Here is a 14,152-nt window from a genome sequence, read left to right as displayed (position 1 = left end):
ATGTGCAACCTGTGCTCATGAAAGAACCGATAGCGTGCGCCGTCAGCCGCCTTGCGGGCGCGGTTGACCTGGCATTGGGCAGCGATGACGACAGGATTGGCGCACTGCCTGGCCTGAACCTGTACAGGCGCCCCGACATCACGGCACCCATGCACTGTATTTATGGCCTGGGCATTGGCGTCACGTTGCAAGGTTGCAAGCGGGTATTGGTCGGCAGTGAAGTGCTGACCTACGGCCCCGGCCAGTCCATGGTCACCAGTGTTGATCTGCCGGTCATTTCACAGGTCAGCCAGGCGAGTGCGGCGCAACCGTTTTTGGGAATTATGTTGGCGCTGGACAACGCCACCGTGATGCACGTCGCTGACCGCATGAAACTGTCCCAACGCATGCGGGAGGAAGAGTTTCGAGCGGTGACTGTACAACCCCTGGACGCTGGTGTGCTGGATGCCGTGCGCCGCCTGGTGGACCTGCTTGGCGAGCCGCAATTGCTTGAGACCCTGGCCCCGCTGATCAAGGAAGAACTGATTGCGCGACTGTTGAGCGGTGCGCACGGCCCACAGTTACTGCATGTGATCGCTGCCGGGTCACCCAGCCAGCACATTGCCAGGACCGTTGCCTGGCTTAAACTCAACTATCGCCAGGCCCTGCGCATGGATGACCTGGCCGCCCACGCCCATATGAGCCCGTCGACGTTTCGCCAGCATTTTCGCGCCCTGACGGGCATGAGTCCGTTGCAATATCAGAAGCAACTGCGGTTGCAAGCCGCACGGCAGTTGATGCTCAGCCAGGGTGTGGACGCAAGCAGTGCCGGTGGCATCGTGGGGTATGAAAGCTCGTCGCAGTTCAGCCGTGAATACAGCCGCCTGTTTGGCGAACCGCCGCAACGCGACATCAAGCGAATCCGTGTCTAGCAGCGTCGGATAGTGGAGGGGGGCATCGCCGCGTGGGTGTTCCCGGTGCCGCCCGTTGAGCCGCGCCGTTGCAACAACTCAATCTGATCGGCCGGCACTAACGTGCGCAAGGTTTTGTAGAGCACGCGGGTTTCCAGCAGGTTCCATACCCGCAGCATGGTTTCCAGCGCATCCAGGGGCTTGCTGATGAAATCCCTGGCGCCGAGTGCCAGGGCGCGCAGACGAGTGTCGCGGGTGGCATCGGCGGTGAGCACGAGGATCGGCAGGTATTCACCATTGGGGATGCGCCGGTTGAGTTGTTCCAGCACGGCAAAGCCGTCGAGCTCGGGCATGTGCAAGTCAAGAATCACCAGGTCCGGTTCGAAGCTGTTGAACAGCTCCAGCGTGCGCAATGGCTCAGTGCTGCTGAGCACGTTGTTCAGCCCTTCGCGCGCCAGCAATTGCTCCACCAGGTCGAGATTCGGGCGTTGGTCGTCGATGATCAGAATGCGCAGGTCAAGGTTCACACGGGCTCCGGAAAGTACTGGTCGAGGTGGGCAAGAAACTCGGGGATGTTAATCGGCTTATTCAATATGGCCGTCGCGCCCGCATCATGCAGGGCCTGGCGAGTGAGATCGCTCGCGTCGGCGGTGATCATCAGCACGGGTGTGTACCGGGTGATCGCAGACCGGCGCAAGCGCTGCAGCACGGCCAGGCCGTCGATGTCCGGCAGTGACACGTCGAGCAGAATCAGCTGTGGCACATGCTGTGCGGCCAGGTCCAGGCCCAGTTGGCCTTGCATGCTGGACAACAGCTTTATTCCCGGCCTGCGGTGCAGCAAGGTTTCGATCAGTGCCAGGCTGGAGAGGTTGTCCTCGATATACAGCACCTTGCCCTGGATCGCGGGGGCAGGGCGTACCGGCGTGGTATCAACCATGGCAGCGACCAAGTCGCCGCAGGGCTGCACGCGCACGAAGGGCAGTTCCAGGGTGAAGCGTGAGCCGATACCGTGTTGGCTGTGCACGCTCAGTCTGCCATTCATCTTTTCCAGCAGGCTTTTACTCAGTGCCAGGCCCAGGCCGCTGCCTTCCACGTTCGGGTCGGCCCCCAGGCGCTCGAACGGCTTGAACAACTGCCCGATGTGATCGGTCGCGATGCCCTTGCCGGTATCGCAGACGGACACGCCAATGCGTTGCCCCTCGACCTTGACTTCAATGCTCACCTGGCCCTGAGGTCGGTTGTACTTAATGGCGTTGGACAGCAGGTTCAGCAGCACCTGGGTGAGGCGCTGTCGGTCGGCAGCGATGCCGATATCCGCCGCCAGCGTGGGCAGCGTTTGCAACTGGATGCCTGCTTCGGCGGCCATGGGTGATACCAGCGCCAGGGCTTCTTGCAGCGTGCCCGCCAAGGGGATCGGTTCGATGTTCAACGGCAAGCGTCCCGCCTCGATCTTGGCAATGTCCAACACTTCGTTGATCAGCGTCAGCAGATGCTGGCCGGCGCGCAGGATGTGACCGACCTGGGTTTTTTGCCCCGCAACCGAGTCCATGTCCAGCAGTTGTGCAAAGCCCAGGATCGAGTTGAGCGGGGTGCGCAGTTCGTGGCTCATGCGTGAGAGAAACTCGCTCTTGGCTCGGCTGGCGCGTTCGGCCTCCTCACGGGCGGTGCCCAGCGCAATTTCCGCCGCGCGACGGTCGGTGATGTCGCGGGTGATCTTCGAGAAACCCCGCAAAGCGCCGGTGCTGTCGTACTGCGCGGTAATCACCACACTGGCCCAGAAGCGCGTACCGTCCTTGCGGCAACGCCAGCCTTCTTCGGTGTAGTCACCGTCGCGGGTGGCCTCGCGCAGCGCCATGTCCGGATGTTGTGGGCACTCTTCGGGCAGGTAGAACACCGAGAAGTGCTGGCCGAGGATCTCCTGTTCGGTGTAGCCCTTGATCCGCTCGGCGCCGTTGTTCCAACTGGTGACATGGCCTGCGCTGTCGAGGGCGAAGATCCCGTAGTCCTTGACCCCGTCGATGATCAGCCGCAAGCGCTCTTCGTTCTCGCGCAATGCGCGTTCGCGCTCGGCCAGCAGCACCCCGGCCTCCACCAGGCGCGTGCCCAACTGGCCAATCTCGTCGTGTTCCGGCGGTTGCGGCTGCAGCGGCTGACCGAGGGCCAGGCGTTGCGCGTTTCCTTGCACTTGCTGCACCCGCGCGACAATACCCTTGGACAGAAACAGCACCGCGACGATGGCCCCAAATAGTCCGCAGATGGCCGCCAGCCAGGTGGACAGCAGCAGTCTCTGGCGTGTTTCGGCCGCGGCCGCGGTGCGCTCAGCGAGCAACGAGTCCTCAAGGGTGAGCATGGTGCCGATATGCTGGCGCAAGGCATCCAGGATGTGTTTGTTGCTAACGAGAATGCTGGTAATCGACTCAGGGCTTGTCGTCGGGTCGTTGAGCATGTCCTCCAGTCCATCAATCTTGCTGTTGATCAGCGGCGTGATCGACGCGAGCTGTTCGCGCACCCGTTGATCGCGAACATTATGGTCGAGTCGGCGCAGGGCTGACTCAATCTGCGGCTTGGCGTTGAGGTACCCCGGCAGGAAATCATCGCGGCGAGTCAGCAGGTAGCCGCGCACGCTGGCGGCGGCTTCGGCCAGCAGCGTGTGCACGGCGCGGATATCGCCTTGCACGCGAAGCACCCGGCGCACGTCTTCTTCAGCGCGGGCGGTTTGCCGTTCGGTGATGTAGATCAGTACCAAGGACAACAACAGCACCACCAGCGGCAGCGAAATCACCACCAGCGCCTTGCCACGCAAGGGCAGGTCCGCCCAGCGCCTGGCGTACAAGCGCCTCATGGGTGGGTCACCAGGCCCAACGCGATACCCCGCACGGCCGCCTGGGTGCGATCGGCTGCACCGAGCTTGCCGATCACCCGTTCGACGTGGGCTTTCGCGGTGCCGGTGGTAATCCCCAGGCGCTCACCGATTTCCCGGTTGCTCATCCCGTTCGCGACCAGCCCGAGCACCTGACGCTCTCGTGGGGTCAGGTTTTCCATTGCCGCCGCGCCATTGGCGTTGCGCTCGGTCATGCGCCGTAGCAGGCGAGCGCTCACCGCACTGTTGAGCGCTTCTTCACCGGCAGCGACCCGTTGCAACGCCTCGATCACCTCGTTACGGCTGGCATCTTTGAGCAGGTAGCCCACCGCCCCGGCATTCATCGCGGCTTCCAGATGGTCGGGGCTGTCATCCATGGTGAAAATCACCACCTTGACGGCCGGCAGGCGCTGTTGGAGCAGGCGGGCAGCGCCGAGGCCATTGAGCACCGGCATACGAATATCGAGGATGACGATGTCGGGCAGTAGCTGTTCGCACAGCTCAACTGCTTGTTGGCCATCACGGGCCTGGCCGACCACTTCGAATTGCGGGTGACCGGCCAGCAGCGCGACAAACCCGGTGCGTGTGACTTCATGATCGTCCGCCAGCACCAGGCGCAAGAGTTGGCTCATTGAGGTGTTCCATTCAGGTGGGCCGGCACGCGGGCGTGCACTTGGGTGCCGCACTCGATCGCGCTGGTGCAGGTAAACTGGCCGCCCAGCAGGCTGGCGCGCTCGTGCATGGTGGCGAGGCCCAGGTGCTGGGCACCCTGGGTGTCGAGCTGCTGGTCGAGGGCGAAGCCTTGGCCGTTGTCGTTCACCTGCAGCGAAGCCTGGCCGTCGTGCAGTGCCAGGGCCAGTTGCACATGGCTGGCCTGCGCGTGCTTGAGAACATTGTTGATGGCTTCCTGGCCGATCCTGAATAAGGCGGTTTCCATCTGGCTGGGCAAGCGCCCCGCGTAGGCGGCGGTCCACTGCACGCTGACGGTGGCTTCGCGCAGGCGGTCAGCCTCTTTGTCGAGCGCCTTGAATAACCCGAAATCGTCCAGCACAGTCGGGCGCAGGCCGGCGATCAGTTGCCGGCCTTCACCCACCGAGTGCTGGGCCAAGGTCAGAATCGCCTGCAGGTCCGCGTTCAAGGTGCCTGGCAGCGTCGGGCAGCGCCCGGCAAACCCTTGCAGGCGCTGATGCAACCCCGCGAGGGTTTGCGCCAACCCGTCGTGCAAGTCGTAGGCCACGCGTTTGCGCTCGTCTTCCTGGGCACGCAGCAGCCGGTTGACCAGGTCGGACAGCGTCCTGTCCCGCGCCTTGAGGGTGGTCAGCAGCCGATCGTTCTGCAGGTGCGCGGCCAGCAGCGTGGCGAGCAATTGCAGCGATTCACTGTCTTCGTGGTCGGGCGCACGCAGGCTGACGCTGTTGCCCAGCACCAGTACGCCAAAGGCATCGCCATCGCCGCCGCGCAGCGGCACTTGTAACACGCTGGGCAGGGCGCTTCCCGGCAGCTCCAGCCAGCATGGTGTGCGTAAGCGGCGATCGGCGACGGCGGTGAGGCTGCTCAGTCGATCCAGGCTGCCATGGCGTGCCGTGACAGTGGCGCATCCCTCGGCATCCCACTCCTGAATCAGCCCGTGATCCATCGCAAGAAACGCGCCTGCCCGCGCCAGCACGCGTTCGCGCATGGCATCAGGCGCCAGTTGTGGTAATGCCTGCCCGGTGTCCACCAGCAACCGCAATCGCGCGGTGCGACTTTCTGATTGTCGATAATGCGCGCGGATAGCCAGGGCACTGCCGGGATCGTGTGGCGTGTTTTGCATGCGTGGTCTCCGGTGTCTCAGGCTCGCAGGCGCGAGGAAGGCTATTAAACCTTGTTGAGCGGGTAGGGCGCCATCTGCCAAATGGCATAGTTAAATGGCTCCGGTTGGCCGATGTAGGCCGGGCAGGCGATTGGCAAAGTGGACTCACTCACAACAGGAGCATCCCAATGAACGTTAAAGCCGTGTCGATCGCCGTGATTTTTGCCTTGAGCACCCCCTTTGTGCAGGCGGCCCAGACCGCTCCCTACGTCTACCGCGACGTGGCCCAGGCGCCGGCCAATGCGCAAGACCGCGAGATTGCCGGGTTGTTTGACCGTTGGAACAGCGCGCTGCAGACCGGTAACGTCAAGTCGGTGGTCGACTTGTATGCACCGGGCGCGGTGCTGCAGCCGACCGTGTCCAACCAGGTGCGCAGCACGCCGGAGCAAATCACGGACTACTTCGATCACTTCCTGGTGCTCAAGCCGGTAGGCCAGATCAACTACCGTGAGATCCGTCAGCTTGGCACTAACGTGGCGATGGACAGCGGGGTCTACACGTTCACCCTGACCGAGGGCAACGGCAAGATCCGCCACGTTCAGGCACGCTACACCTTCGTCTACGAAAAGGTTGGCGGCGAGTGGAAAATCCTCAACCACCACTCCTCGGCGATGCCTGAAGTGCAGGTGAAACACGCCAAGCAGTAATCGCGTGTTTGAACAGTCCACGCCCCTGCGGGTGTGGACTTTTTTGCGTTTTCGCCACGTCAGTTCGGGCAAGCAATCGCGTCGATCAGGCAAACGTGGCGTGCCGGGGGCACAGCATACTGGTGAGGACTTACCCAATCGATAAGCGTCAAGTGCGCCTTTTTTGGAGAACACTCATGCGTTCGTCTGACCCCTGCACCCCGTTCAGCCAGTTCGTTGAGTTCGTCGTCGACCCTCTTCATGTGCAGGATCTGGTGACGGCTCTGATCGCACGCGTCGAGCGCTTTACCTGTCTCTGCCCAGGGTTCATCAGCGCGCAGGTGCACGTCAGCGAGGCTGGCGACAGGGTGCTGATGCAACTGTCGTGGCCCTCCAGGCAATACAGCGAGCTGGCGATTGAGCGTTCTCAAACAGCTGAGCCCGATCTGTTGCATCTGGCCCGCCAACATCACGCCAGTGCGCTGTTATTCAGCACCTTCAATGCGGTAGCGCAGGTGTGCGCAGTACCGGCCGTCGAAGGTAGGGGGCAATGACGCCTGCGGGGACACTCAAGTGGGCGCACGTCTTGCCGGCGGAAAGAACAGCGCTGCTGCTGGGGGTCGCCTTTCATTTCTGCGTGCTGGCGAGCTACTACCTGGTGCGGCCTTTGCGTGACGCTTTGGGCCTGGAAGGCGGCGCAGACAAATTGCAGTGGCTGTTTTCCGCGACGTTTGTGGTGATGCTGCTGATGGTTCCGCTGTTCGGCGCGTTGGTTTCACGGCTGCCGGCGACGCGGTTTATCCCGCTGATCTATCGATTCGTGGCAGTAACCATGCTGCTGTTTGGTGTGTTGATTGCCGCAAAAATTGCGCCTGTGCAGGTCGGTCAGGTGTTTTTCGTGTGGATCAGCGTCTACAACCTGTTCATCGTCTCGATTTTCTGGAGCGTTCTGGTCGACCGCTTTTCCAGTGAGCAAGGCTTGCGCCTGTTTGGCTTTATTGCAGCGGGCGGGACGCTGGGGACGTTCATCGGCCCGCTGCTGGCCGCCACCCTGGCCACCCGGCTTGGGCCGATTGCATTGACGCTGGTGGCAGCACTGCTGCTGGAACTGGCGGTGCGTTGCTATCGGGCATTGTTGTCACACACCGAAGCGCAGGCGACCTGCCTGGCGCAAAGGCATCGCCGGATGGGCGGCAGCATGCTCGCCGGCCTCACGCTGATTGCTCGTTCACCCTATCTGCTGGGGCTGGTGCTGTTTATGCTCCTGCACACCACGGCTGCCACTTTTCTGTACTTCGAGCAGGGTCGCATAGTCGCTGGAAGGTACGCGGATGTGGCCAGCAGAACCCAGTTTTTTGCGGTCATCGATCTTATCGTTTCGGCGTTGACCTTGACCTTTCAACTCTTGCTCACGGGACCATTGATTCGCCGGGTTGGCGTCGGTGGCGCGCTGGTGGCATTGCCCGTGGTGACGCTGGTGGCATTCACTGCAATGGCGTTGTCACCCGTGCCGGCGACGGTGGCGTTGGCACAGGGCTTGCGTCGCGCGATTGAATTTTCGGTGGTGCGTCCGGCGCGCGAAGTGCTCTGGACCGTCGTCAGCCGAGAGGAAAAGTATAAGGCCAAGAATGTCATCGAGACCCTGGTGTATCGAGGTGGGGATGCGCTCAGCGGCTGGCTTTCGGTCGGGTTGGCTGCGGCGGGTGCCGGGTTTGGCGTGGTCGCCGTGTTGATTGTGCCGGTCGCAGGCGTGTGGGGTGGGGTGTGCTATGGGTTGGCAAGGCGTCAGCGACAGATGACTGCCAAGGCATCAGTTCGACGAACTGATGCCGAATAGGGCAATTATTGTGCGCCGTCCAGCAACCATTGGGCGATTGACTTCGCATCGGCGTCGGACACCTGAGCTTGTGGCGGCATCGGCATCGGCCCCCATTTGCCGGTGCCACCGGCCTTGATACTCGCTGCCAGTTGCTCAGTCGTGGTATCGCTGCCAGCGTACTTTTGCGCGATACCCTTCCAGGAGGGGCCAACGACCTGTGCATTGGCTTGATGACAGCCCACGCAAGCGTAACGCTGGACCAGTGCCTGGCTCGCCACCACCTGCGTCGGCCACAAGGCGCTGGTCAGTGTGCCCAGTGATAGAACAAGCATGGCGAGCCTGGCGCTGTGTGCCAGGAGGGGTGACTGGGGAATCCCCGGTAATTTCAGGTACTGGTTCAATGGGACACTCTCTCATCAATCAAAAAGGCGGTGCAGTCGACTGCACCGCGTTGCTCAGGCGAGCTTGAAGGGCAATTCACGCAAAGGCGTGCCGGTGATCCGCGCTATGGCGTTGGCGAAAGCCGGAGCAAGCGGCGGCAGGCCCGGTTCGCCCATGCCTGTGGGTGGCTCCGCACTCGGCAGGGTGTGCACCGAAAACTCCGGCATGTCCACGATGCGCGGCACGCTGAAGTCGGCAAAATTGCTTTGCTGCACGACACCGTCCTTAAGGGTGATGGCGCCGCCTGGCAGGCACATCGACAGCCCCATCAAGGCTGCACCCTGTACCTGGGCTTCCACGCTGCGAGGGTTGACCACCAGGTTGCAATGCACGCCTGCGGTCACATGGTGCAACACCGGACGGCCGTCCTGTACCGAGGCTTCGACGACATAGGCCACTACCGAACTGAACGACTCATGTACCGCCACACCCCAGGCGCGACCCGCCGGCAGCTGGCGCTTGCCGTACTCACTCTTGTCCACCGCCAATTGCAACGCCGCGCTATGGCGCGGGCTTTTGTCGGCGAAGAGTTTCATCCGGTAAGCCACGGGATCCTGCTGGGTGGCTCGGGCAATTTCATCAATCAAGGTCTCCATCACGAACGCGGTATGGGTGGAACCCACACTGCGCCACCACAGCACTGGGACGTTGAGCTTGGGGTGATGCACCGTCAGGCGCATCGGAATCGGATAAGGGTCGCGCATACCTTCGGTGGCCGTGGGATCAATGCCATTCTTGACCCGTCCACCGAACATGGTGCCCGTCACAATCGACTGCCCGACCAAAACGTGATCCCAGGCCAGGACGTTGCCGCTGTCGTCGAAACCGATGCGCGCGCGGTGCAGGTGCATGGGGCGGTAGTAGCCGCCCTTGATGTCATCTTCGCGGCTCCACACTGTCCGCACGGGGACGTTTAACCCCGCTGTTCGTGCCGCCTTAGCCACTTCACAGGCCAAGACCACAATGTCGCTGGTGGCGATGCCGCGCCGGCCGAAACCGCCGCCGGCCGTCTGTACGTTGATCCGTAGCTGTTCGGGCTTGAGATTCAGCACGCGTGCGGCCGCCGCGTTATCGGCACCGGCAAACTGGGTACCGACCCATAATTCGGCGCGGTCCTGCGACAGTTGGACGGTGCAGTTCAGCGGCTCCATTGGGGCATGGGCCAGGTACGGAAACACGAACTCGGCTTCGAGGGTATGCGGCGACGTTGCCAGCGGCCTCATATCCGCGTCGAAATGGTGGGGCCCCGGGCGGGCGGCCAGGGTTTTGTAGTCGGCCAGTTGCCGCTCGCTGTCGACCTTTTCCACCGTCGACGTATCCCACTGAACGTTGAGGGCATCACGCCCCAGTTTCGCCTGCCAATAGCCTTCAGCCACGACCGCCACGCCTTCCGCACCGCCATCAAGCGGTACGCGATAGACCGCCTTTACTCCACGAATGGCGCGTGCTGCGCTGTCATCCAGAGCCGCCAGCCTGGCGCCGAATACCGGAGGGCGCGCCACCACGGCGGTGAGTTGCTCCGGCAGGCGCATGTCAATGCCGAAGTCCTGCTGGCCGCTGCTCTTGGCCTTGGCATCGATGCGCGTAGTGGCTTGGCCAATGATGCGAAAATCCTTGGGGTCCTTGAGGCTGACCTGGTCCGGTACTGGCAATGCCATCGCGGCATCGGCCAGTTCGCCGTAGCTCGCGGTGCGGCCCCCCGGTCCGAGCACGTGGCCGGCGCGCGTACTCAAACGGGACACGTCGACGTTCCAGCGCGCTGACGCAGCCGCCAGCAGCATGGCGCGGGCACGGGCACCGAGTTCGCGGTACTGGGTATAACTGTTCTTGATGGAATTGGAGCCGCCGGTCAGGTGCATGCCAAAGCGTGGGTCCTGATAGGCGATGTCACTGGTGCCGTTGCGACTGCGCACCAGGCTCCAGTCGGCATCCAATTCTTCGGCAAGAATCATCGGCAAGCCGGTCTGTACGCCCTGGCCGAATTCCAGCCGGTTAATGGTCACCGTCACTTCGCCATTGGCGGCGATCTGTACGAAAGCGTTGGGTTGTTGCGTCGGTTTCAGCGGCTCCACCGCAACGCCGTTAGCCTGCTGCGCCAGGGCCAGGTGAGGAAAGGCGCCCAGCGCCAGGCCGCCGATACCGAGTATCTTCAAAAAGCTTCGCCGCGCGTAGGTGGCAGGGCCGTCGACCTGATCGCGCTCCAGCATATGTTGCAAGGCGCGAGGCAGTTCCTCTGGAAAAAGATCGTTCAACATGGGGCTGCTCCAGTCAGGCAAGGGCTTTGGCGGCATCAGCCACCGCAGCGCGGATGCGCACGTAAGTGCCACAACGACAGATGTTGCCCATCATCGCCGAGTCGATCTCGGCCGCCGTGGGTTGCTTGCCCTTGGGCTGAGCCTTGAGAAAGGCTGTCGCGCTCATGATCTGGCCGCTCTGGCAGTAGCCGCATTGCGCCACGTCATGTTTGACCCACGCCTCGTGCACGGCCGTGCCGACCGGGTCGCTGCCGTCGGTTGCCGCTTCGATCGTGGTGATCCTGCGCCCCTCGGCGGCGGTTATCGGCGTGAGGCACGAACGAATCGCCTGGCCATCCAGGTGCACGGTGCATGCGCCACACAGGGCGGCGCCGCAGCCGAACTTGGTACCGGTCATGCCCAGCGCGTCGCGCAGGGTCCAGAGAATGGGAGTGCTGGGGTCGACGTCGACGGTGTAGTCACGGCCATTGATAGTGAGGACGCTCATGGTTGACAGCTCTCTTGATCATCAATCGGGTCAGTGTTTTCAACCTGGGGCGCGCGCCCTGGCGACAGCGGTCACCGGGTCATGCATCAGGCGGTAAATTCAATAAGCGTCGCAATGCTGGCGCGTCTGTGTTGGCTCTGAAGCCAACGCCGCCACGTTGAAAGCTGCGCGCCGTGGACAGATCGCCAGTGATGACCGGCTCACCGGCGATATCGCGTACCAGTTGTGCAGCAACTTGAAGCGCCTCGCGGTCATTGCTGGCGATGGGCACACCTAAGGTTTCACCGTTACCGCGAGCGGACGCATTGACCGCCGTGGCATCCACCGCACTGAAGGCCCTGACCAACCGGGTGCCGGGCAAGTACTTGGCCGAGGTTTCGCCGACACCGTTGGCGTAGGCTTCACGCGAGAGGGGATTGCCTTCATCCGGCGGAGGGTTGGTCGCATCAAGCACTATTTTGCCGCGCAGTTGCGGGCCCAGGTCGCGTCCGAGTTGGGGCAGGGCGTTATAAGGCACTGCAAACAGAATGACCGATCCGAACGCGGCGGCCTGCTGGGGAGTACCCGCCGACGCGAGCGGGCCGAGCGCCTTCACCATCGCCTCAAGCTCTGCCGGGTTGCGTGAGGAGAACATCACGCCATGGCCTGCCTTGACCAGCAATTGGCCGATGGTGCCACCGTGTGAGCCCGCGCCGATTATCGCGATGCGCAGTTTTTCTGTCGCATTGGCGGTGATGGGACATAGCCCGAGCGTCCAGAATGCAACGAGTGTAAATACGACGGAGCGTAGAAATACAGGCATGTGAAAGGTCCTTTTAAACCAGATACTGACCAAAGAATCCTGACAATTTTTCGACGGCAGGGCCTACATATTGCGGTTTGTCGTACATGTCGATATGCGTTGCGCCGGGCACCCGGTGAAGTTCCTTGGGCTGCTTCGCGTTCTTGTACGCCACTTCGCTGTAGTACAGGCTGTCGGCGTCAGCGCCAGCGATCATCAGCACAGGCCGGGGTGAAATAGTCTCTATCTGATCAAACGCGAAGAACGCCATTTGCGCGGGAAGGGCGGAGAACACCGAGCGGCCGGGGGCGTTTGGGTGCTGGCCGCGAGGGGTGCGGTAATACTCGTAGCCTTCGCGGTACATGACCGGCGTGCTGGCGGTAAAATCCTTGCTTGATTCCGGCACCGTGGGTGTCAGCCGAATCGGCTCGCCACGCGCTTCGCGACTGCGCTGCGCCGAGGCGTCCTGCAGCATTTTCATACGCTCCTCGTAGCTACGTGAACTGGCCAAGCCGTTGCGGCGCAGGTCACCAATATCCGCTGCGCTGACGGTGGCCACGGCCTTGATACGTTGCTCTGTCTGGGCCGCGTTCAGCACATAGCCACCGCCCCCGCATATGCCTAGGGAGCCGATGCGATTGGCATTTACCTGGGCCAATGTGTTGAGGAAGTCGACCGAACTGCTGATGTCATCAACGCGCGCGGTAGGTAGTTCCATCAAGCGTGGCTCACCGCCGCTGTCGCCCTGGTAAGAGGCGTCATAGGCCAAGGTGATAAAGCCTTGCTGGGCCAGGCGCAGCGCGTACAAGCCCGCGGTTTGCTCCTTGACGCCGCCGATGGGGTGAGTGACGACAATGGCGGGGTACTGCTTGTTGGCATCGAAGTTGGCGGGTTTGAACAGGTTGCCAGTGATATGACTGCCCGTATTGCGGTTGGGGTAGCTCACGCGCTCGATCAAAATACCCTGTGTGTCAGGCTGGCCAATGACGGCGGGGCCTGAGGAGGCTTTCGTTTGAGCAGACGCGAAGCCCGGTGCGAGCAATCCAGACCCGGCAATGGCAACGCTGCACAGCGCTACTGCTGAGGTACCAATGAAAATACGGCGATTTTCGTCTACGTCACTTTTTTTCATGGCTGACTCCGGGGGCGGCATGGGTGTGGATCGTAAAAAAGTATAAGTGGGCGCCCTGGTCGCTCGGTTGCTCAAACGGTGGAGATGATTGCCTGATATGGCGATATTGAGTGCCTGCCGTGACCGTGCAAACAGCTGGGCATCAAACCTCTTGAATCAGGCAATGATGCCGCTGGATCAGGCAATATCAGGCGCGATTAACTTTTCATACTCACCGAGCGCCAGCGCATTCCCGCCCCGTGTGAGTAGGTTTTATGAACAACAACCCAATTCGATTTGCCTGCAACGGCTGCGGCGTTTGCTGCAAGGGCCGCCTGATTCCCCTGACGTTGAGTGAAACCCGGCAATGGCTGCTGCGAGGCCACGACGTGGCCGTGCTGTTGGAAGCGTTCGATGAGTCGACCTGGACGGCACAGCCCGGCCAATATGCTCACAGCGCGAAGCGTGCTGTTGAAGTGGTGAGTGGGCGTGCACCCGTTCGTGTAGTTGCGATAATGGCCGCCAATGCGCTTGGGCAATGCCCGAACCTGGGGGCGGATGATCGGTGCGGTATTTATGACCAGCGTCCGCTGGTGTGCCGTATCTATCCGATGGAAATCAACCCATTCATTGCCTTGCGCCCGGAAGACAAGGCCTGTGCGCCGCAGGTTTGGGAAACGGGTGAGGTGTTATTCACGGACCGGATCGTCGACCCGCTGCTCAATGACCAGGTTGAGCGCTCCCGACAGGCCGACCGCGACGATGCCGAGGCGAAGATCGCCGTGTGTGAAGACCTGGGGCTGAACGTTGCCGCGTGGAAAGGCAATGCGTTGGCGGTTTATCTGCCGTCGCACGCGGCGCTGCTGGCGGCGATAAATCGCTACGATGCGGGGGAGCATTCTCCAGCCGCTCAGGCGTGGAAGGTGCGCGCGGATGACGACGCGTTGCGTGCGCAACTGCATGCGCTCGGTGTGGCATTGGCTGAGCAGAGCCAGGGTGGCTATATTTTTCACCGGATCTAGACGGTCGA

Annotated in this window: 14 protein-coding genes; 5 read left to right on the top strand and 9 right to left on the bottom strand. The window is 62.1% G+C overall.

Annotated elements, in window-relative coordinates:
- Window positions 1-17 precede the first annotated feature (17 nt).
- Window positions 18-911 (top strand): AraC family transcriptional regulator, encoded by an 894-nt coding sequence (locus AO064_RS03695; protein WP_064052457.1) that lies wholly within the window; start codon window positions 18-20, stop codon window positions 909-911.
- Here AO064_RS03695 and AO064_RS03690 read toward each other — a convergent pair.
- Genes AO064_RS03690 through AO064_RS03675 form a run of 4 tightly spaced genes read right to left on the bottom strand, consistent with a single transcriptional unit; the run spans window position 908 to window position 5,563 of the window.
- A complete protein-coding gene (locus tag AO064_RS03690; protein WP_064052424.1) occupies window positions 908-1,417 on the bottom strand; it encodes a response regulator in 510 nt (169 codons plus the stop codon). The two genes, AO064_RS03695 and AO064_RS03690, sit on opposite strands and share 4 nt — an antisense overlap.
- Window positions 1,414-3,732, bottom strand: coding sequence for an ATP-binding protein (locus tag AO064_RS03685; protein ID WP_064052423.1), 2,319 nt, complete (start codon window positions 3,730-3,732; stop codon window positions 1,414-1,416). Before AO064_RS03685 ends, AO064_RS03690 begins: the two co-directional genes overlap by 4 nt.
- On the bottom strand, window positions 3,729-4,382 hold the full coding sequence (locus AO064_RS03680; RefSeq protein ID WP_064052422.1) for a response regulator: 654 nt from the start codon (window positions 4,380-4,382) through the stop codon (window positions 3,729-3,731). Before AO064_RS03680 ends, AO064_RS03685 begins: the two co-directional genes overlap by 4 nt.
- Window positions 4,379-5,563: a sensor histidine kinase gene (locus AO064_RS03675; protein ID WP_064052421.1), complete on the bottom strand. Its 1,185-nt coding sequence runs from the start codon at window positions 5,561-5,563 to the stop codon at window positions 4,379-4,381. The genes AO064_RS03680 and AO064_RS03675 overlap by 4 nt, the downstream gene beginning before the upstream one ends.
- Window positions 5,564-5,730: 167 nt before the next feature.
- Here AO064_RS03675 and AO064_RS03670 point away from each other — a divergent pair, with 167 nt between their 5' ends.
- The 3 genes from AO064_RS03670 (at window position 5,731) to AO064_RS03660 (ending at window position 8,065) form a co-directional block, all read left to right on the top strand.
- Complete coding sequence (locus AO064_RS03670) at window positions 5,731-6,249, top strand: SgcJ/EcaC family oxidoreductase (RefSeq protein ID WP_064052420.1); 519 nt, start codon at window positions 5,731-5,733, stop codon at window positions 6,247-6,249.
- Between the two features lie 176 nt (window positions 6,250-6,425).
- Window positions 6,426-6,782: a hypothetical protein gene (locus AO064_RS03665; protein WP_064052419.1), complete on the top strand. Its 357-nt coding sequence runs from the start codon at window positions 6,426-6,428 to the stop codon at window positions 6,780-6,782.
- A complete protein-coding gene (locus AO064_RS03660; RefSeq protein ID WP_064052418.1) occupies window positions 6,779-8,065 on the top strand; it encodes an NTP/NDP exchange transporter in 1,287 nt (428 codons plus the stop codon). The genes AO064_RS03665 and AO064_RS03660 overlap by 4 nt, the downstream gene beginning before the upstream one ends.
- Window positions 8,066-8,070: 5 nt before the next feature.
- Here the strand turns inward: AO064_RS03660 and AO064_RS03655 are convergent, their stop codons facing one another.
- The 5 genes from AO064_RS03655 to AO064_RS03635 all read right to left on the bottom strand — a co-directional run bounded on the left by AO064_RS03655 (window position 8,071) and on the right by AO064_RS03635 (window position 13,143).
- Window positions 8,071-8,379 (bottom strand): c-type cytochrome, encoded by a 309-nt coding sequence (locus AO064_RS03655; RefSeq protein WP_064052417.1) that lies wholly within the window; start codon window positions 8,377-8,379, stop codon window positions 8,071-8,073.
- 123 nt (window positions 8,380-8,502) lie between these two features.
- The gene (locus AO064_RS03650) at window positions 8,503-10,743 is read right to left on the bottom strand and encodes a xanthine dehydrogenase family protein molybdopterin-binding subunit (RefSeq protein WP_064052416.1); all 2,241 of its coding nucleotides are present in this window, start codon (window positions 10,741-10,743) and stop codon (window positions 8,503-8,505) included.
- 13 nt (window positions 10,744-10,756) lie between these two features.
- Window positions 10,757-11,230, bottom strand: a complete 474-nt coding sequence (locus AO064_RS03645; protein WP_064052415.1) for a (2Fe-2S)-binding protein — start codon at window positions 11,228-11,230, stop codon at window positions 10,757-10,759.
- Window positions 11,231-11,309: 79 nt separating this feature from the next.
- Window positions 11,310-12,032 (bottom strand): NADPH-dependent F420 reductase, encoded by a 723-nt coding sequence (locus AO064_RS03640; RefSeq protein ID WP_082893869.1) that lies wholly within the window; start codon window positions 12,030-12,032, stop codon window positions 11,310-11,312.
- A gap of 13 nt (window positions 12,033-12,045) precedes the next feature.
- Complete coding sequence (locus AO064_RS03635; protein ID WP_064052414.1) at window positions 12,046-13,143, bottom strand: alpha/beta hydrolase; 1,098 nt, start codon at window positions 13,141-13,143, stop codon at window positions 12,046-12,048.
- Between the two features lie 254 nt (window positions 13,144-13,397).
- Here AO064_RS03635 and AO064_RS03630 point away from each other — a divergent pair, with 254 nt between their 5' ends.
- The gene (locus AO064_RS03630; RefSeq protein ID WP_064052413.1) at window positions 13,398-14,144 is read left to right on the top strand and encodes a YkgJ family cysteine cluster protein; all 747 of its coding nucleotides are present in this window, start codon (window positions 13,398-13,400) and stop codon (window positions 14,142-14,144) included.
- Window positions 14,145-14,152 lie beyond the last annotated feature (8 nt).

The organism is Pseudomonas marginalis (genome assembly GCF_001645105.1).
GTDB lineage: Bacteria > Pseudomonadota > Gammaproteobacteria > Pseudomonadales > Pseudomonadaceae > Aquipseudomonas > Aquipseudomonas petroselini.
This window is presented reverse-complemented; position numbering and strand designations above follow the sequence as displayed.

Coding starts and splice junctions, on each gene's coding strand:
- AO064_RS03695 (WP_064052457.1), top strand. CDS start 18: ATGAAAGAACCGATAGCGTGCGCCGTCAGCCGCCTTGCGGGCGCGGTT.
- AO064_RS03685 (WP_064052423.1), bottom strand. CDS start 3,732: ATGAGGCGCTTGTACGCCAGGCGCTGGGCGGACCTGCCCTTGCGTGGC.
- AO064_RS03680 (WP_064052422.1), bottom strand. CDS start 4,382: ATGAGCCAACTCTTGCGCCTGGTGCTGGCGGACGATCATGAAGTCACA.
- AO064_RS03675 (WP_064052421.1), bottom strand. CDS start 5,563: ATGCAAAACACGCCACACGATCCCGGCAGTGCCCTGGCTATCCGCGCG.
- AO064_RS03670 (WP_064052420.1), top strand. CDS start 5,731: ATGAACGTTAAAGCCGTGTCGATCGCCGTGATTTTTGCCTTGAGCACC.
- AO064_RS03665 (WP_064052419.1), top strand. CDS start 6,426: ATGCGTTCGTCTGACCCCTGCACCCCGTTCAGCCAGTTCGTTGAGTTC.
- AO064_RS03660 (WP_064052418.1), top strand. CDS start 6,779: ATGACGCCTGCGGGGACACTCAAGTGGGCGCACGTCTTGCCGGCGGAA.
- AO064_RS03655 (WP_064052417.1), bottom strand. CDS start 8,379: ATGCTTGTTCTATCACTGGGCACACTGACCAGCGCCTTGTGGCCGACG.
- AO064_RS03650 (WP_064052416.1), bottom strand. CDS start 10,743: ATGTTGAACGATCTTTTTCCAGAGGAACTGCCTCGCGCCTTGCAACAT.
- AO064_RS03645 (WP_064052415.1), bottom strand. CDS start 11,230: ATGAGCGTCCTCACTATCAATGGCCGTGACTACACCGTCGACGTCGAC.
- AO064_RS03640 (WP_082893869.1), bottom strand. CDS start 12,032: ATGCCTGTATTTCTACGCTCCGTCGTATTTACACTCGTTGCATTCTGG.
- AO064_RS03635 (WP_064052414.1), bottom strand. CDS start 13,143: ATGAAAAAAAGTGACGTAGACGAAAATCGCCGTATTTTCATTGGTACC.
- AO064_RS03630 (WP_064052413.1), top strand. CDS start 13,398: ATGAACAACAACCCAATTCGATTTGCCTGCAACGGCTGCGGCGTTTGC.